This is a genomic window from Mycobacterium sp. (assembly GCF_039583785.1).
Lineage (GTDB): Bacteria > Actinomycetota > Actinomycetes > Mycobacteriales > Mycobacteriaceae > Mycobacterium.
In genome coordinates this window covers 50,020-66,973 of the sequence record NZ_JAVKSG010000005.1, presented here as the reverse complement: position 1 = coordinate 66,973, position 16,954 = coordinate 50,020, and the positions used below count along the sequence as shown (strand labels likewise).

General features: G+C 67.7%; 19 protein-coding genes. 15 read left to right on the top strand and 4 right to left on the bottom strand.

The window, feature by feature from the left end:
* The first annotated feature begins 64 nt into the window (after positions 1-64).
* Complete coding sequence (locus ABDV69_RS04160; RefSeq protein WP_343572064.1) at positions 65-2,827, top strand: RNA helicase; 2,763 nt, start codon at positions 65-67, stop codon at positions 2,825-2,827.
* A gap of 68 nt (positions 2,828-2,895) precedes the next feature.
* Positions 2,896-3,654, top strand: a complete 759-nt coding sequence (locus ABDV69_RS04155) for a DUF4333 domain-containing protein (RefSeq protein ID WP_343572063.1) — start codon at positions 2,896-2,898, stop codon at positions 3,652-3,654.
* Between the two features lies 1 nt (position 3,655).
* On the opposite strand, the gene ABDV69_RS04150 is transcribed toward ABDV69_RS04155, so the two are convergent.
* Positions 3,656-4,615, bottom strand: coding sequence for a 5'-3' exonuclease (locus tag ABDV69_RS04150; RefSeq protein WP_343572062.1), 960 nt, complete (start codon positions 4,613-4,615; stop codon positions 3,656-3,658).
* Between the two features lie 102 nt (positions 4,616-4,717).
* Here ABDV69_RS04150 and ABDV69_RS04145 point away from each other — a divergent pair, with 102 nt between their 5' ends.
* Both ABDV69_RS04145 and ABDV69_RS04140 read left to right on the top strand, forming a co-directional pair.
* Positions 4,718-5,842: a Xaa-Pro peptidase family protein gene (locus ABDV69_RS04145; protein WP_343572061.1), complete on the top strand. Its 1,125-nt coding sequence runs from the start codon at positions 4,718-4,720 to the stop codon at positions 5,840-5,842.
* Positions 5,843-5,890: 48 nt separating this feature from the next.
* Positions 5,891-6,556, top strand: coding sequence for a GNAT family N-acetyltransferase (locus ABDV69_RS04140; RefSeq protein WP_343572060.1), 666 nt, complete (start codon positions 5,891-5,893; stop codon positions 6,554-6,556).
* 4 nt (positions 6,557-6,560) lie between these two features.
* Here the strand turns inward: ABDV69_RS04140 and ABDV69_RS04135 are convergent, their stop codons facing one another.
* Positions 6,561-6,974 carry a F420-dependent biliverdin reductase gene (locus ABDV69_RS04135; RefSeq protein ID WP_343572059.1) on the bottom strand — a complete coding sequence of 138 codons (414 nt, stop codon included), beginning with the start codon at positions 6,972-6,974 and terminating at the stop codon, positions 6,561-6,563.
* 35 nt (positions 6,975-7,009) lie between these two features.
* Between ABDV69_RS04135 and ABDV69_RS04130 the strand changes: the two genes are divergently transcribed.
* From ABDV69_RS04130 to ABDV69_RS04105, 6 genes are all read left to right on the top strand, one after another.
* Positions 7,010-7,759, top strand: a complete 750-nt coding sequence (locus tag ABDV69_RS04130) for an SDR family NAD(P)-dependent oxidoreductase (protein ID WP_343572058.1) — start codon at positions 7,010-7,012, stop codon at positions 7,757-7,759.
* Positions 7,760-7,977: 218 nt separating this feature from the next.
* On the top strand, positions 7,978-8,181 hold the full coding sequence (locus ABDV69_RS04125) for a hypothetical protein (RefSeq protein WP_343572057.1): 204 nt from the start codon (positions 7,978-7,980) through the stop codon (positions 8,179-8,181).
* An 81-nt stretch (positions 8,182-8,262) separates the two neighbouring features.
* On the top strand, positions 8,263-8,568 hold the full coding sequence (locus ABDV69_RS04120) for a ribbon-helix-helix protein, CopG family (protein WP_343572056.1): 306 nt from the start codon (positions 8,263-8,265) through the stop codon (positions 8,566-8,568).
* Positions 8,569-8,818: 250 nt separating this feature from the next.
* Positions 8,819-9,046 carry a CopG family transcriptional regulator gene (locus tag ABDV69_RS04115; RefSeq protein WP_343572055.1) on the top strand — a complete coding sequence of 76 codons (228 nt, stop codon included), beginning with the start codon at positions 8,819-8,821 and terminating at the stop codon, positions 9,044-9,046.
* Positions 9,043-9,459: a PIN domain-containing protein gene (locus ABDV69_RS04110; protein WP_343572101.1), complete on the top strand. Its 417-nt coding sequence runs from the start codon at positions 9,043-9,045 to the stop codon at positions 9,457-9,459. Before ABDV69_RS04115 ends, ABDV69_RS04110 begins: the two co-directional genes overlap by 4 nt.
* A gap of 401 nt (positions 9,460-9,860) precedes the next feature.
* Positions 9,861-10,241 carry a PPOX class F420-dependent oxidoreductase gene (locus ABDV69_RS04105; RefSeq protein ID WP_343572054.1) on the top strand — a complete coding sequence of 127 codons (381 nt, stop codon included), beginning with the start codon at positions 9,861-9,863 and terminating at the stop codon, positions 10,239-10,241.
* Position 10,242: 1 nt separating this feature from the next.
* On the opposite strand, the gene ABDV69_RS04100 is transcribed toward ABDV69_RS04105, so the two are convergent.
* Positions 10,243-10,938 (bottom strand): dienelactone hydrolase family protein, encoded by a 696-nt coding sequence (locus tag ABDV69_RS04100; protein WP_343572053.1) that lies wholly within the window; start codon positions 10,936-10,938, stop codon positions 10,243-10,245.
* Positions 10,939-11,004: 66 nt separating this feature from the next.
* Between ABDV69_RS04100 and ABDV69_RS04095 the strand changes: the two genes are divergently transcribed.
* The 4 genes from ABDV69_RS04095 to ABDV69_RS04080 are packed head-to-tail and all read left to right on the top strand — an operon-like array spanning position 11,005 to position 16,036.
* On the top strand, positions 11,005-11,478 hold the full coding sequence (locus ABDV69_RS04095; protein ID WP_343572052.1) for an FxsA family protein: 474 nt from the start codon (positions 11,005-11,007) through the stop codon (positions 11,476-11,478).
* Positions 11,479-11,500: 22 nt separating this feature from the next.
* A complete protein-coding gene (locus ABDV69_RS04090) occupies positions 11,501-13,105 on the top strand; it encodes an amidohydrolase (protein WP_343572051.1) in 1,605 nt (534 codons plus the stop codon).
* The gene (gene lnt, locus ABDV69_RS04085) at positions 13,098-15,251 is read left to right on the top strand and encodes an apolipoprotein N-acyltransferase (RefSeq protein ID WP_343572050.1); all 2,154 of its coding nucleotides are present in this window, start codon (positions 13,098-13,100) and stop codon (positions 15,249-15,251) included. The genes ABDV69_RS04090 and lnt overlap by 8 nt, the downstream gene beginning before the upstream one ends.
* The gene (locus tag ABDV69_RS04080; RefSeq protein WP_343572049.1) at positions 15,248-16,036 is read left to right on the top strand and encodes a polyprenol monophosphomannose synthase; all 789 of its coding nucleotides are present in this window, start codon (positions 15,248-15,250) and stop codon (positions 16,034-16,036) included. The genes lnt and ABDV69_RS04080 overlap by 4 nt, the downstream gene beginning before the upstream one ends.
* 3 nt (positions 16,037-16,039) lie before the next feature.
* Here ABDV69_RS04080 and ABDV69_RS04075 read toward each other — a convergent pair whose 3' ends face one another.
* Entirely contained in the window at positions 16,040-16,378 is a 339-nt protein-coding gene (locus ABDV69_RS04075) for an RNA polymerase-binding protein RbpA (RefSeq protein ID WP_343572048.1), read from the bottom strand.
* A gap of 143 nt (positions 16,379-16,521) precedes the next feature.
* Here ABDV69_RS04075 and ABDV69_RS04070 point away from each other — a divergent pair, with 143 nt between their 5' ends.
* The gene (locus ABDV69_RS04070; protein ID WP_343572047.1) at positions 16,522-16,860 is read left to right on the top strand and encodes a hypothetical protein; all 339 of its coding nucleotides are present in this window, start codon (positions 16,522-16,524) and stop codon (positions 16,858-16,860) included.
* The last annotated feature ends 94 nt before the right edge of the window (positions 16,861-16,954 follow it).

The window sequence follows — 16,954 nt, the reverse complement described above, 5'->3', positions numbered from 1 at the left end:
GTTTGCACACCGGCACGCCGAGAACGGCGTACGACTGCGCACGCTCGCGCGAGGTAGGCATACCTTGAGCGAATTAGCCCGGTTCACTGCGGAATTGGAGTTTGAGCTGGACGGCTTTCAGCGCCGGGCGTGTGCGGCGTTGGAAAGCGGCCACGGTGTTCTGGTGTGCGCCCCGACTGGGGCCGGTAAGACCATTGTCGGCGAATTCGCGGTGCACCTGGCTCTGGCGTCCGGCGGAAAATGCTTCTACACCACGCCGATCAAGGCGCTGAGCAACCAGAAGCACAACGACTTCGTGGCCCGCTACGGCAAAGATCAGATCGGGCTGCTCACCGGTGACCTGTCGGTCAACGCCGACGCCCCGGTGGTGGTGATGACCACCGAAGTGCTGCGGAACATGCTGTACGCGGATTCGCGCGCGCTGCGAGGTCTTTCGTATGTGGTGATGGACGAGGTGCACTTCCTCGCCGACCGGATGCGCGGCGCGGTGTGGGAGGAAGTCATCCTGCATCTGCCCGACGACGTGCGCCTGATCAGTTTGTCGGCGACGGTGAGCAACGCCGAAGAGTTCGGCGGCTGGATCCAGACCGTGCGCGGCGACACGACCGTGGTCGTCGACGACCACCGGCCGGTTCCGCTGTGGCAGCACATGCTGGTCGGCAAGCGGCTGTTCGACCTGTTCGACTACGGTGCTTATTCGGACGCACCAGGCGCCAAAGACCGGCGGCACGCGATCGTCGACCCGAACCTGTTGCGCCACATCGCCCATCGCCGTGAGGCCGATCGACTGTCCGACTGGCGCGGCCCACGCGGCGGCAGGGGAGGTGGGCCAGGCTCAGGGCGGTCCGGTTTCTACCGCCCGCCGTCGCGGCCCGACGTCATCAAGATGCTCGACGCGGACGGGCTGCTGCCGGCGATCACCTTCGTGTTCTCCCGGGTCGGCTGCGACGCCGCGGTGCAGCAATGTCTGCGGTCGTCGCTGCGACTGACCACCGAAGCGGAGCGGGCGCAGATCGCCGAGGTGATCGACCACCGCTGCGGCGATCTCCAGGACTCCGACCTCGACGTGCTCGGCTACTACGAGTGGCGCGAGGCGCTGCTGCGCGGCATCGCCGCCCACCACGCCGGCCTGCTGCCGGTGTTCCGGCACACCGTCGAGGAGTTGTTCACCGCCGGGCTGATCCGGGCCGTCTTCGCCACCGAGACACTGGCTTTGGGCATCAACATGCCTGCCCGCACCGTCGTGTTGGAGCGACTGGTGAAGTACAACGGCGAACAGCACCTTCCGCTGACGCCCGGCGAGTACACCCAGCTGACCGGCCGGGCCGGCCGGCGCGGCATCGACGTGGAGGGGCACGCCGTCGTGCTCTGGCACCCCGGCGAGGAGACCACCGAACCGGCCGAGGTCGCTGGGCTGGCCTCCACCCGAACCTTCCCGCTGCGCAGTTCGTTTGCGCCGTCGTACAACATGACGATCAACCTGGTGAACCGGGTGGGCACCGAGCAGGCGCACCGGCTGCTGGAGCAGTCGTTCGCGCAGTATCAAGCCGACCGCTCGGTGGTGAGCTTGGTCCGCGGCGTCGAGCGAGGCCGGCAGATGCTCGACGACGTCGCCGCCGAACTCGGCGGCAACGATGCGCCCATCCTCTCCTACGCCCGACTGCGCGAGCAGATCAGCCAGCACGAGCGCGAGCAGGCCCGAGCGTCGCGGCTGCAGCGTCGGCAGGCGATCCACGACGCGCTCTCGGCGCTGCGTAAGGGCGACATCATCACGATCACACACGGGCGACGCGGCGGGCTGGCCGTCGTCCTGGAGCCGGCCCGCGACGACTCGGACCCGCGGCCGCTGGTGCTGACCGAAAACCGCTGGGCCGGAAGGATTTCCTCGGCTGACTACTCCGGTGAATCGGCACCGGTCGGATCGATGAGCTTGCCCAAACGCATCGAACATCGGCAACCGCGGGTCCGCCGCGACCTGGCGTCGGCGCTGCGTTCGGCGGTCGCCGACCTGCCGGTTTCCGGCGACCGCGGCGGCAAACGCGGCGAAAGCCGCGACACCGACCCCGAGCTGGCGGCGCTGCGCGAGAAGATGCGTCGACACCCGGGCCACCGCGACGCCGATCGAGAAGCCCGGATCCGGATCGCCGAGCGCTACCTGCGGATCGAACGCGATAACGCGGCGTTGGAGAAAAAAGTCGCCGCCGCGACCAACTCGTTGGCCCGCACCTTCGACAAGATCGTGGGGCTGCTCACCGAACGCGGGTTCATCACCCTCGACGACGGCACGCCGACGGTGACCGACGACGGCCGGCTGCTGGCCCGGATCTACAGCGAGAGTGACCTGCTGGTGGCCGAATGCCTACGCACCGAGGCGTGGACGGGTCTTAAGGACGCCGAGTTGGCGGCCGTGCTGTCGACGGTGCTGTACGAGACGCGAGGCGGCGACGGGCCCGGCGCGCCGCGCAACGAGCAGATTCCCACCCCGCGGTTGCGCCAAGCCCTGACCCAAACCCGGCGTCTGTCGGCGACGTTGCGCGCCGACGAGCACCGGCACCGGATCGCGCCGACCCGCGAGCCCGACGACGGCTTCGTCGCCGCCATCTACCGGTGGGCCAGCAGCGGCGACCTGGTCACCGCGCTGGCCGCCGCGGACGCCGAGGGCACCGGGCCGGCGCTGTCGCCGGGGGACTTCGTCCGCTGGTGCCGGCAGGTGCTTGACCTGCTGGACCAGATCCGCAACGCCGCCCCGCAGCCGGAACTGCGGGCCGCCGCCAAGCGCGCGATCGACGCGATTCGGCGCGGCGTCGTGGCAGTTGACGCCGGGTAGGCTGAGCCGAGGTTACCGTTGCCTACGGCGACCGATGCGAGGACGGCAATCAGGAGGACTGAGACACGATGAGCGGACCGCAGGGATCCGACCCGACGCAGGGGTGGCAGCCGCCTCACGGTGAAGGTCAGCAATCCGGCGAGGACCAGACCCAGCAGGCCTCACCGTGGCAGCAGCAACCCGGTGGCGAGCAGAGCTGGCAGCCGTCCGGCGGTGAGCAGCAGACCTGGCAGCCGCCGGCCTACACGCCCACCGAATACGGGCAGTACCAGCAGCCGCCCACCCAGTACTACCCGCCGTCGCAATATCCGCCGGGCTACCCGCAGCAGGGTCAGTACGGTGGCCAGAGCGCATATGGCCAGTACGGCCAACCGGGTCAATACGGTCAGCCAGGTCAGCCAGGTCAGCCAGGTCAGCCAGGTCAGTACCCGCAGCCCGGTCAGTACGGCCAGTACCCGGGGCCTTACGGTCAGCCGCCGGCCGGTCCGCAGCGCTCCAAGAAAACAATCGGCACAATCGCCGGTGTCGTGGCCGCCGTCGTCGTCGCGGTAATCCTGGTGCTGGGCTTCTGGGCACCGGGTTTCTTCGTCATCACCAAACTCGATGTCGGTAAAGCCGAAGCCGGCGTGCAACAGATCCTCACCGACGGCACCAACGGCTACGGCGCGAAGAACGTCAAGGACGTCACGTGCAACAACGGCCAGAACCCGACCGTCAAGAAAGGCGCCACCTTCGACTGCGACGTCAACATCGACGGCACCAAGCGCTCCTTGACGGTGACGTTCCAGGACAACAAGGGCACCTACGAGGTGGGTCGGCCCAAGTAGCTCACGACCCAGGCAGCGCGTCCAGCGCCTTCTGCAATCGCGCGATCGATGAGCCGAGGCCCAACTCGGTAGCGAGGTCAGCGACCCGGGCCGGGTCGGCGGCGACCAGCGGCAGCGCGTCGGTGGCAGTCGAGAGCGTGACCGGTGCGTCGGTGGCCACCCGCACCACTGGTCCGGCCACCTCGATGTAGTCCAGGGCGTTTCGCAGTTTGGTCCGAACCCCTTTGGCCAGTGAGGATTTCGGGTCGTCGACGGCGGCCAGGATGGCCGCCAGCGAGCCGTGCTGCGCCAGCAGCGTCGCGGCCGTCTTCTCACCGACTCCGGGTACACCGGGCAGCCCGTCGGATGGGTCGCCGCGCAGCAGCGCCAGTTCGGCGTAGCCTGTGCCGGCCCGGTCGGCCGGCAAGCGGTAGCGCTCGGCTACCTCGGCAGGGCCCATCAGCGTCGCGTTGGTCAGACCGCGACCGAGGTAGAGCACCCGGATGGCGACCGGTTCATCGCGCACGACCTGCAGCAGGTCGCGGTCGCCACTGACCACGATCACCGCGTCGCGGCGCTCCTTGGCGGCCAGCGTGCCGATCACATCGTCGGCCTCATAGCCCTCGGCGCCACCGGTGCAGAGGCCGAACGCGTCGAGAATCTCGGCGATCATCTCCACTTGCGGCGACAGGTCGTCGGGAACTTCCTCGACGTCGGTTTGCCCGATCGGATTTTCCTCCTCGACCCGATGCGCCTTGTACGACGGGATGGCGTCGACCCGGAACTGCGGGCGCCAATCCAGATCCAGGCAGACCACCAGCCGGCCGGGTTTGTGTCGGGTGATCACCGTGGCCACCGAATCGATGAAGCCGCGGACCGCGTTGACCGGCCGACCGTCGGGGGAAGTGATCGACGAGGGGACGCCGAAGAACGAGCGGAACCACATGCTGGCGCCGTCGAGCAGCAGCAGCGGCGCGGACATGCCCGTGAGCTTATTCGCCGTTGATTCTGCGCTGGCGGCGCGTGCTACTCGAACTTCTTCTCCCGCAGCGCAGAGTCAACGTCTCCCGCTAGCCTGACACGCATGGTTTCCGACCGCTTCGATGCCGAGGTCTACCGCCGCCGAGTGGCGGCCGCTACTGCCGCCACGGCGAAGGCGGGCCTGGCCGGCCTGGTGATCACCCCGGGATATGACCTGCGCTACCTCGTCGGCTCGCGCGCGCAGACCTTCGAACGCCTGACCGCGCTGGTGCTGCCAGTCACCGGTGACCCGACGATCGTCGTGCCGCGCCTGGAGTTGGCGTCGCTCAAGCAATCCGCGGTCGCCGATCTCGGCGTGACGGTGCGGGATTGGGTCGACGGGGACGACCCCTACGCGTTGGTTGCCGACGCCGTGGGCGGCGCTCCGGCGACGACGGCGGTCACCGACTCGATGCCCGCGCTGCATCTGTTACCGCTGGCCGATGTCCTTGGCGCGCTGCCCGTGTTGGCCACCGACGTGTTGCGCGAACTGCGGATGGTCAAGGACGCCGCCGAGGTCGACGCACTGCGCAAAGCGGGCGCGGCGATCGACCGGGTGCACGCTCGGGTGCCGCAGTTCCTGGTGCCCGGCCGCACCGAGGCCGACGTCGCCGCCGATATCGCCGAAGCCATTGTCGCCGAAGGGCATTCGGAGGTGGCCTTCGTCATCGTCGGCTCCGGACCGCACGGCGCCGACCCGCACCACGAGTACTCCGACCGCGAGATTGAAGTCGGCGACATCGTCGTCGTCGACATCGGCGGCCCGTATGCGCCCGGTTACAACTCCGACTCGACCCGCACCTACAGTATCGGTGAGCCCAGCCCCGATGTGGCGCAACGCTATTCGGTGCTGCAGCGCGCTCAACAAGCGGCTGTGCGGGCAGTGCGACCCGGCGTGACCGCCGAGCAGGTCGACGCCGCAGCCCGCAACGTGCTGGCCGAGGCCGGGCTGAGCGAGTACTTCGTGCACCGCACCGGCCACGGCATCGGGTTGTCGGTGCACGAGGAGCCCTACATCGTCGCCGGCAACGACTTGCCGCTACAGGTCGGCATGGCGTTCTCCGTCGAGCCGGGTATCTACTTCCCCGGCCAGTGGGGAGCCCGCATCGAAGACATCGTGGTGGTGGGCGAGCACGGCGCGCAGTCGGTGAACCACCGTCCACATCAGCTGATCGTGGTGCCGGTTTAATCGCCACCAGTCAAGCGCTGCGACCACCCGGAGTATTAGGCTCAAGTGATGACCGACCACGACCGCACCGCCGCCCGCCGAGAGATCACCAACGCGCTGATGAACGCGCTGGAGCGACGACACGAAGTGCTGGACCTGATCGTGGAGGCTGACGATCGACCGTCGGCGGTGGACGCGATCGTCGAGCTGCTGGATACCTCACGGCTCGGTGCCGAAGCGGTGATCGGGATGTCGTTCGATCAGTTGACCAAGGTCTCGCGCAAAAAGATCGTCGCCGAGCTCGAGGATCTCAACAACATCTTGAGCTTCACGTTCAAAGACCGACCGGCCAGCGCGGGCGAAACCCTGACGCTGCGTGCGTTCTCCAGTAAGTCCGACCTTGACATCTTTTCCGCGCGCACCCAGGAGACGGGCGCCAAGGGAGATGGCTCGGGCGCTCCCGCCAGCGGCGTCGAGGACGAAATCCGTTCTGCACAAGACCGTTTCGACGCCGAGGAGGCGGCCTGGTTCGTCGCGGTCGACGGCGATGAGAAGGTCGGCATGGTGTTCGGCGAACTGTACGGCCACGAAGTGCACGTCCGCATCTGGATCCACCCGGACTACCGGCATCGCGGCTACGGAACCGCAGCGCTGGCCAAGTCCCGACCGGAGATGGCGGCATATTTCCCGGCGGTGCCATTGGTGATCCGGGCGCCCGGCGCCACGCTCGTCTAGCGGGCTAGTCGGTTTTGCGGTTCAACAGATCCGACGATCCCAGCACCCGCTCCACCTGAACCTCGATCACGACCCGTCGCGGGTTTTCCCGCGGTGTGCGGTAGCGCTGGGCGTAGCGCAGCTCTGCGTCGCGGACGGCGTCGATCTCGCCGTTGACGCTCGCCCGACCTTCTAACGACAGCCAGCGGGCGCCGTCGACCTGGCTGAGTACGGCGACCCCGCCGCGGTCGGCGTTGACCGCTTTCTGCGATCCGCCGGTGGTGATCACCCGGGCGATGTGCGTCTTTGGGTCGAACGTGAATCCCACCGCGACCACGTGTGGCGAATTGTCCGCGCGCAGCGTGGTCAACATGGCGAGGTGACGCTCGGTCAGAAACGCCAGCGCGTCGTTGGTCAGCCGGGCCGTGGAGTTCGCCATCACCGCTCACGCTAGCGCAGGACATAATCGCAGCCGTGAATGACACGGGCGCGCACACGGTGCTGATTCTGGGTGGCCGCAGCGAAATCGGCATCGAGCTCGCAAGGCGGCTCGCCCCGCGTGCGTCGATCGTGCTGGCGGCCCGCAACGCCGACCGCCTCGACGACCAGATCGCGGCTGTGCGCGCGGCCGGTGCGGCGAAGGTGGCATGCGTCGAATTCGACGCCGACGACCTCGAATCGCACGGCCCGCTGGTCGCGTCGATCATCGCTGAGCACGGCCCGATCGGCATCGCAGTGCTGGCCTTCGGCATCCTCGGCGACCAGGGCCGCGCCGAGACCGATGCCGCGCACGCGGTGGCCGTCGTGCACACCGACTACGTCGCGCAGGTCAGCCTGCTCACCCAGCTGGCCACCGCGATGCGCCACGCCGGTAAGGGAACGCTGGTGGTGTTCTCCTCGGTGGCCGGCGTCCGGGTGCGCCGGGCCAACTATGTCTACGGCTCGGCCAAGGCCGGGCTGGATGGGTTCGCCAGCGGGCTGTCCGATGCGCTGCACGGCAGTGGGGTGCGGTTACTGCTGGTGCGGCCAGGGTTCGTGAACGGGCGGATGACGGAGGGCATGACGCCGGCCCCACTGCCCAGCACACCCGCGCAGGTGGCCGCGGCGACAGCGCGGGCGCTGGCCAAGGGGCGACGCACGGTGTGGATCCCCTGGGCGTTGCGGCCGGTGTTTTTCGGCTTCAAGCTTCTCCCACAGTTCGTTTGGCGCCGGATGCCGCGCTGAAACAAGACCGGAGGCCGACGACATGGTCGGTAGATCTGGTCAGCCCGGGTTCACATAACTCGTCAAACCCAGCGGTCCCGCAGCCACGGCCGCGCGCCAGACGTCGACCGCCTTGCTCACCAGAAGGCGACGGCTGTTCACCGGTGGCAAACCGCAGCTTCAGCCGGCAACCACGGGGAAACCGCGCAGATGCCATACGTTTGTAATACACCGAGCCAGTGACCGAGTTGCATTGGCCGAGCGACGCGGTCATCCACATGCGGGACAAGCATCGCACCACAGTTGAGATGGCAACCGAGGCTGTCAACGATCCCGACGTGGTGGGGTTTATCCCCGACCCCAAAAGCCGCTCGGGTAAAAGTAGCCGGTTTATTGGATTCACGCCGACCGCAGACGCCGGTGCTCGTCGTCATCGTCGTTAACCACGAGGGCCGGCAATACGGCGCGAACTGTTGGCCGGCCGACCGCGCCGACCGCAGCACATACCGGGAAAGGAACAACCAGTGAACAACGAGCTCAACAACCTACTCAACGAGGCGCGCGAGCTGGAAGCCGTCGACAGCTCTGAATACACGACCGCGTCGGCCACCCACCCCAACCGCGAAAAAGCCCAAACCCTTACTGTGCGCCTCACCGACGATGAGATGACCCGGCTACGCGCCGCTGCCGCAGACCGCGGCCTACCGGTATCGGCCGTCGTGCGCACAGCCATCGCCCACGAACTGGCGCCACAGCGCGACGACGAGACCCGCGCACTTATCACCGCGCTACATGACCACAACCTCACTATCGTCAGAACGGCGAAGTGACTGCGGCCCAACGGTTCACGGTCGAGCCCAGCGTGTCGACGATGCCCTTGGCTTGGCGAGCCATCTGACGGGTGATCCGAGTCGAGGGGGTAGTTTTACGACTTTCCACCTACCTCAAGGCTCTGTGCCGGAAATAGATGCGATCCCGTCGCCGACGCTGCGCGTCATCGTGCGGGACGTCATCGGGGAGTACGTCGATCGGGGTGGCTGGAGTCGGTACGGGGTGGACAGCTAGGGTATGCTGGCATACATGAGGCGGACGACGGTCAAGATCCCTGACGCACTGGATGCTCGTCTGCGGCATGAGGCTCGGCGACGGAATTTGACCATCTCGGAGGTCAGCCGTGAAGCACTTGAGGCGTACCTTGGTGTGCCCGGTGGCCGTCGGCGCCTGAACGCAGCGGCTGCCGGCCGTAGCGGCCGTAGCGATGTCTCCGAGCGTATCGAGGAGATTCTGGCTGCCGAGGTCGGACGATAGGGGCAATCGTTGTCGATGCGGGCCCCCTGTATGCCTACGTCGACGCCGACGACGCCCACCATGCGTCGTCGCTGGAGATTCTCCAGACTCATCCGGGCCCGTTGATCGTCCCGACACTTGTCATCACCGAGGTGGTCTACCTACTGGGTACCCGATTGGGCGCCGAACCTGAAGTGCGATTCCTCGGCGACTTGGCCGATGGTGCGTTCGCCGTCGAGCCGGTAGCAGCAGGAGATTGGCTGCGGATCGCCGAACTTGTTGCGCGGTACCGAGACTTGCCGCTTGGCGCCGTCGACGCCTCCGTGGTGACCATTGCTGAACGGTTAGGCATCAATGAGATCGCGACCGTCGACCGCCGTCACTTCACCATCGTCCGTCCGTGCCACATCGAGGCCTTCACTCTCCTTCCGTAAATCCCCCCGGTGCCGGCGGGGTCGTTTCACGCAGGCTGTTGGTTACATCATGAACAGGCGTTCGTTGACATGCCAGCACCGGTGGAGCGGGTAGATTTCCGACTTGTCAGCAACCGGACAACTAATGAGCCCCCGTCGGCTCGGATTCCAATTAGAAAGCAAATCGCGGGCTTCCTGCGGAGAGCTTCAATATCGACAGATACGTGAGCCGGCCTCGCCGCCGCGGGTTAGCGCCGTCAATGCCCGTTCCACGTCCGGATCCGTGCGAATGGTCAGCGTGCTCATATGACAGATTGTCGTGCATTTTGCGCGAGGTTGGTCGTGACGCTTGGCCTCAAAATTGAGGGTTGGCTTCGCGACCCGCCAGCAAGACCCCACCAATACGCCTTTAGACTGAAGCCGTGGTCCCGAGCTTCGCAGATGTCGCCAAGGCGCAATATGTCCTGCTAACCACGTTCACCAAGGACGGTCGACCCAAACCCACGGCGATCTGGGCCGCCAACCACGGCGACCGTCTGCTGGTGATTACCCAGGCCAAGTCGTGGAAGGTCAAGCGAATTCGCAACAATTCGCGGGTTACGCTGGCCATTTGTGACAGGCGCGGGAATCCCAAGAGCGAGCCCATCGACGCGACCGCGACCATCCTCGACAAGTCGCAGACCGGGGTGGTCTACGACGCCATCGTGAACGAGTACGGCATCGTCGGTCGATTGTTCACCGTGTTCAGCAAGTGGCGCGGCGGTATGGCCGACAACGTCGGTCTGGAATTGCGGCCCGCCTGATTCAGGCGTGCAGGTGTTCGCCGAAGAAGGCGAAGACTCGCGCCCACGCATCCTCGGTGGCTTCCTGGTTGTGGCCGAATCCGGCGATGCGCAGCAGCGGTTGCGCGGGAAGGTTGTTGGCGAAGCTGTGTCCGGCCTTCGGGTAGGTCTTGACGTCGTGGGTGATCCCCTTGTGGTCGAGCACCCGTTGCAGCTTCTTGGGCGCCCCGATGCCCATCGGGTCGCGGGCGCCGAAGCTGGCCACCACCGGGCACGCTCCGTCCAGGGTCTCGCTGAGGTGGCGGGGGAGCGGCGCGCCGTAGAACGGTGCGGATGCGTCAAAACCCTTGGGCGACATGACAAGTGCGAACTGTCCGCCCATGCAGAATCCGGCGACGCCGACCCGGCCGGTGCAGTCCGGCAGCGCCTTGAGGTGGTCGCGGGCCGCCAGCACGTCGTCGAGTGCCTGTCCCTGTTTGGTGAGCAGTTGGCGCATCACCTTGGTGACGCAGCGCGCCCAGCCCCCGCGGGCGAACAGGTTCGGGGTCAGCGCCAGATATCCGGCCGCGGCGACGTGGCTGTTGATCGACTCCTTGTCCGATGCGTAACCGATCACGTCGTGGATGATCACCACGCCGGGCCACGGTCCTGGGCCCTCCGGGATGTCGAGCAGGGCGTCGATCGGGCCGGTCGGGGTGTCGATATCGATTGTTGTCACCACGTCATCTAACCGCGCGGCAGCGGTCTGCGGAACTCCGGCGGCCCTCCGCAACGTTGCCAGTTCATGGTGTCGCGACTGTTTGTGGTCTACGTCGTCGCCGAGCTTGCCGTCGTGGTGGCGCTGGCGTCGACGATCGGGCTCGGATGGACCCTGCTGCTGCTGGCGGCCGCGTTCGCCGCGGGCCTCACGCTCGCCGGCTGGCAACTCAAGCTGCAGCTCAACCGGCTGCGGTCGGGCCTGCGCGCCGACCAGCCGAAGCTGGCCGCCGACAGCATGGCCGTCGCATTGGGGACCCTGCTCGTGGTGCTGCCCGGGCTGTTGACCAGCGTCGCAGGGCTGCTGCTGGTGCTACCGCCGACCCGGATCGCCGTCCGCCCGCTGCTGAGCGCGATGGTCGTGCGCGGTCTCGGCCGCCGCATCCCGCTGATCACCGTCTCCGGCGTCGGCGCAGCCAACCGCGCGCCGCGGCCCGACTACATCGACGGTGAGGTCATCGGCGTCAGCGAAGTCGGCCCGCCCGCCCCGCGGTCCGACTAGCCGTACCCCTAGGTTTTTCGGCGTGACTGATGTCCCGGCGACCCTGCTGCTCAACGCCCACGTGTACAGCCCCAGCCATCCCGGCGCCACCGCGATGGCGGTGCGCGACGGCATCGTGGTGTGGCTGGGCAGCGACGACGTGGCCCGCGACCAGTTCTCCGCCGCGGATGTCGTCGACCTCGCCGGTGGCTTCGTGGCCCCGGCATTCGTCGACAGCCACGTCCATCTCACCGCGACCGGGCTGACGCTCACCGGCCTCGACCTGCGGACCGCCACGTCGTTGCGGCACTGCCTGCAGCTGATCGCCGACTACGCGGCCGCTCACCCGGGCGAGCCGATCTGGGGTCACGGCTGGGATGAGTCGTCGTGGCCGGAGAACGCGGCACCGAGCACCACGGACCTCGACGCGGTCCTCGATGGTCGGCCTGCCTACCTGGCCCGGGTCGACGTGCACTCGGCGCTGGCGTCCACCGGTCTGCGCCAGCGCGTCGACGGCCTGGCGTCGACGACCGGGTTCGACGGGCAGCGGCCGTTGGTGGCCGACGCGCACCACCGGGTCCGCGCTGCCGCGCGCGACCTACTGACCGACGCGCAACGTACCGAGGCCCGGCTGGCTGCGCTGGATGCCGCGGCGGCGAATGGGATTGTCGCCGTGCACGAATGCGCCGGCCCGCAGATCGGCGGTCTGGACGACTGGCAACAACTACGCGCCCTCGACCACGGCGTCGAGGTGATCGGCTACTGGGGCGAGGCAGTCACCAGCCCCGCTGCGGCGCGCGAGCTCCTCACCGGGACCGGCGCGGCGGGGCTGGCCGGCGACCTGTTCGTCGACGGAGCCCTGGGGTCGCGCACCGCCTGGCTGCGCGACCCGTACGACGACGCAGCCGGCCACCACGGGACGTGCTACCTGGACGGCGACGCCATCGCCGCGCACCTACGGGCGTGCACCGAAGCCGGCGTGACGGCCGGTTTTCACGCCATCGGCGACGCCGCAGTCGGCAGCGTCGTGGCCGCCCTGGAGCAGGTGGTCGCCGATCTCGGTGTGCCCGCCGTGGCCCGCTGTGGTCACCGCCTCGAGCACCTCGAGATGGTCACCGCCGAACAGGCGACCAAGCTGGGCGCCTGGGGAGTGATGGCGAGCGTGCAGCCCAATTTCGACGCGCTCTGGGGCGGTCGTGAAGGCATGTACGCCCGTCGTCTCGGTATCGATCGAGCCGGGCGTCTGAACCCGTTTGCGCTGCTAGCATCCCAAGGCGTGGCCCTCGCGTTCGGATCCGACGCCCCGGTGACCGGCCTCGATCCGTGGGCAACGATCCGGGCGGCCGTCAGCCACCACACCCCCGACAGTTCGATCTCTTCGCGAGCCGCGTTCGCCGCCGCAACCCGTGGTGGCTGGCGGGCCTGCGGCGCCGGCGACGCACTGACCGGCACCCTGGTCCCGGGTGCCCCCGCGTCCTACGCAGTCTGGGATGTCGACGAATTCGAAGCCAGCGCGCCGAGCGATGCCGTGCGCCGATGGTCGACCGACTCCCGATCGCGGGTACCGGCACTGCCGCGGCTGGATGCGACCGCCCCGTTGCCCCGCTGCCGGCAGACGGTCCATCGAGGCGCGGTGATCCATGCCTAGGGGCATCAGGCGGATTCGGCCCTCGAAGCCTGCCGAGACCACCGAAGTCTTTCCCGCGATCACAGACGCGGTCGAGGACGGCCAGGCCGTCACCGGTGGGATGCCCGTCCCGGCGGCAGCCGCGGTGACCGGGGAGATCCCGCCGATCCCGCACGCCGAACCCGATCATGACGACATCGACGACGCCCTGAGCGATCTCAAGCCGGCGAGCAGGGCTGCCGAGACGCCTGACGCGCCCCACCACCGGGTCGCGGAATTACCCGGCCAGGTCATCCGGATCGGTACGCACCTGTGGCAGCGACTGGTGCGGCTGATCTCGGTGCTGTTGGCATGGCTGGCCGGCGAAACGCGCAAACGGGTGCCTCAGGCGGGCCGGTGGCTGCGGCCGAGGCTGACGCGGCTGAGCGCCTCGATCGTCGCAGGCCTGCTGCTGTGCTCGAGCTACCCCAGATTCAACTGGTGGTGGGCCGCCGTCCCGGCCTTTGCCGTGCTGTCATGGGTGCTGACCCGGCGCGCCACCACGCCCTTCGGTGGTTTCGGTTACGGCTTACTGTTCGGCGTGGCGTTCTATCTGCCGCTCATCCGCTGGATCAGCATTCTGGTCGGTGCCCTGCCGCTGCTCGCGTTGGTGCTGCTCTGCGCGGTGTTCCCGGGGCTGTTCGGACTGGCGGCCGTCACCGTGCGGCGGCTTCCCGGCTGGCCGATCTGGTTCGCGGTGCTGTGGGCGGCGCAGGAATGGCTCAAGTGCACGATTCCATTCGGCGGCTTTCCCTGGGGTGTGGTGGCCGCGGGGCAGACGTCCGGGCCGTTTCTGCCACTCGTTCGGCTGGGCGGCGTCCCGCTGGTCTCGTCGGCGATCGTGCTCACCGGCTGCGGCGCCGCCGCCTTCGTGATGGAGGCGGTGTCGTGGTGGCGGGCATCGCACCGCCGCCAGACTGCTGAACAGGCCCGAATCGCCGACGCCCCGCCGAAGGTTCTGCTGCCGGCGTTCTGCATCTGCCTGATGTTCTTCCTTGCCGCTGCCGTCTGGCCGCAGGTCCGCCAGTCCGGCACCGGCTCCGGCAACGAACCCGTCGTCACCGCGGCCGTGGTGCAGGGCAACGTGCCCCGGCTTGGCCTGGAATTCAACGCGCAGCGCCTCGCGGTGCTGGGCAACGACGTTCGTGAAACCCGGAGGCTGGCCGACGATGTGCGTGCCGGTCGCGCGCCACAGCCCGACTTCGTCGTCTGGCCCGAGGACGCATCGGAAATCGATCCGATCGCCAATCCTGATGCAGCGCAGGAGATTTCAGTAGCTGTCGATGCGATCGGGGTGCCGATTCTGGTCGGCACGGTGCTCGACGTCCCGAACCGGACCATCGAATCGCCGGCTCAGACGAACACCGTGATCGTCTGGAATCCCAAGACGGGTCCAGGCGACCGGCATGACAAGCGGATCGTGCAGCCGTTCGGCGAATACCTGCCCTGGCGTAGCTTCTTCCGCCAGCTGTCCGGGATGGCCGACATGGCCGGTTACATCGTGCCGGGCAGGGGTTCCGGTGTCGTGCGGGCCAGTGGAATCCCGATCGGAATCGCAACCTGCTGGGAGGTCAGCTTCGACCGCGCGCTGCGGCACTCGGTCCTGGGCGGTGCCCAGCTGCTCGCGGTGCCGGCCAACAACGCCAACTTCAACCAGACGATGAGCGAACAGCAGCTCGCGTTCTCCAAGCTGCGCGCGGTCGAGCTGGACCGCTACGCGCTGGTCTCCAGCAACGTCGGGATCTCGGCCGTCGTCGCACCGGATGGCCGTGAGCTACAGCGAACCCAGTTCTTCACGCCGGCCTACCTGGACGACCAGGTCCGCCTCAAGACATCGCTGACCCCGGCCGCCAACTGGGGCCCGATCGTGCAATATGTGCTGGTCGTGGCGGCTCTGGCAGTCCTGTTGGCCGCGATGCTGCACAATAGATGGTTCGCGGATATCCACCGACGGCTGTCGGAGCTGGCAAACAGAGGTGGCCCGGCGCCGGTGAACTCCGACGACGATCCGCCCGGCGACGACGTGGTGGCCGACGGGGACGACCGGTCACCTGACCCCGAGCTCGACGACGACACTCGTGATACCGCCCGCGAACTTGTTCAGCGGCCTGAAAAAGGAGACTTATGAGCACCGGCGATCCGGTGTCCCGGGTTGCGGGCGATCGCCCCAGCCTGCGCACCCTGGTGATCATCCCCACCTTCGATGAGCGGGAGAATCTCCCGCTCATTGTGCAGCGGCTGCGCACGGCCCGCCCCGACGCCCACATCCTGGTCGTCGACGACAACAGCCCGGACGGCACCGGGCAACTGGCCGACGACCTGGCGGCGGCGAACCCCGGCCTGATCCACGTCATGCATCGCACCGTCAAGGACGGCCTCGGAGCTGCCTACCTGGCCGGCTTCGCCTGGGGGCTCGACCGCGGATACACCACGCTCGTCGAGATGGACGCCGACGGCAGCCACGCACCTGAGCAGCTACGTCTGCTACTCGAGGCCATCGACGGCGGCGCCGATCTGGTCATCGGTTCGCGCTACGTCGACGGCGGCAACGTACAGAACTGGCCGAAGCGGCGCTGGGCGCTGTCCTGGACGGCCAACACCTACGCCCGGCTGGCGCTCGGGATCGGCATTCACGACATCACCGCCGGCTACCGCGCCTACCGCCGCGAAGTGCTGGAGAAGATCGACCTCGACCGGGTCGACTCGTTGGGCTACTGCTTCCAGATCGATCTGACGTGGCGCACGATCAGCAACGGATTCGTCGTCACCGAGGTGCCGATCACGTTCACCGAGCGTGAACTGGGCGTGTCAAAAATGAGCGGATCCAACATCCGCGAAGCCGTCGTCAAGGTCGCGCAGTGGGGGATCGACGGACGGTTGCACCGGCAACGTCCCACACCGGTCAAGCAGTAAGCGTCAGCTGCCGCGACGGCGGGTTCTGATCAGGTCGAGACGCTCTTTGAGCAGTTCCTCGAGCTCGTCGACCGAGCGTCGCTCGAGCAGCATGTCCCAGTGGGTGCGGGGCGGCTTGGTCTTCTTCGGCTCCGGCAGATCCCCGTCGATCAGGGTGCCCTCCATGCCGTTACGGCACGGCCACGTGCCGGGGATTTCGGCATCGTCGGCGAACGGAACCTCGAATTCCTCGCCGTTGTCGGTGCGGTAGCGCGCGACCTGACGCGGCGCCAGGTCGTGGTTGCGGTCAGTCTCGTAACTCACGGCTCCAAGGCGACTGCCTCTCAGGACGCGATCAGCCATTGGTTGGCACTCCTCTTAGTATCTTCTCAGCGGCTTTGCCCTTGAACAACGTCCCGCGAAGCGGTGAAGTTCCCGGGCATGCCGGGCGACCCGGCTTTTCATGATACCGGGATTCAACCGGCACCCCGACTAAAGTCGGCCCCGTGACACGCCGCGACCGCCCGCAGCCGTGCCGCTGGTGCGGCCGAGACATCGCCGACAGCGGGCTGGGTCGGCGCCGCCGGTACTGCCGCCAGTCGTGCCGGCAACGCGCTTACGAGCAACGGGCTTCGATCAACGGCGGGCCGGGCGCATCGTTGCCCGAGGACTCCGTGGTGCTTTCCGCCGACGAGGCCGCTGACCTGTCCGACCGGGTCTACCAGGTGCGATGCGCGGCCGAAGATGTGGCCACCGCGTTGGACGAAGGTGCCGGCACCGCAGAGCTCCGCGAACTCTGCGACGCCCTGATGCGGGCCGCCGCGGCCGCCGACGGGTGGCGCTGACCAGGCTTGGGATCGGCTCACTGGTGGCGGGTACAGTCTCGCCATGGATCGCTGGGCACCGGAAGCAGGTGCGGGGCCAGGTCATGGGCGGGGT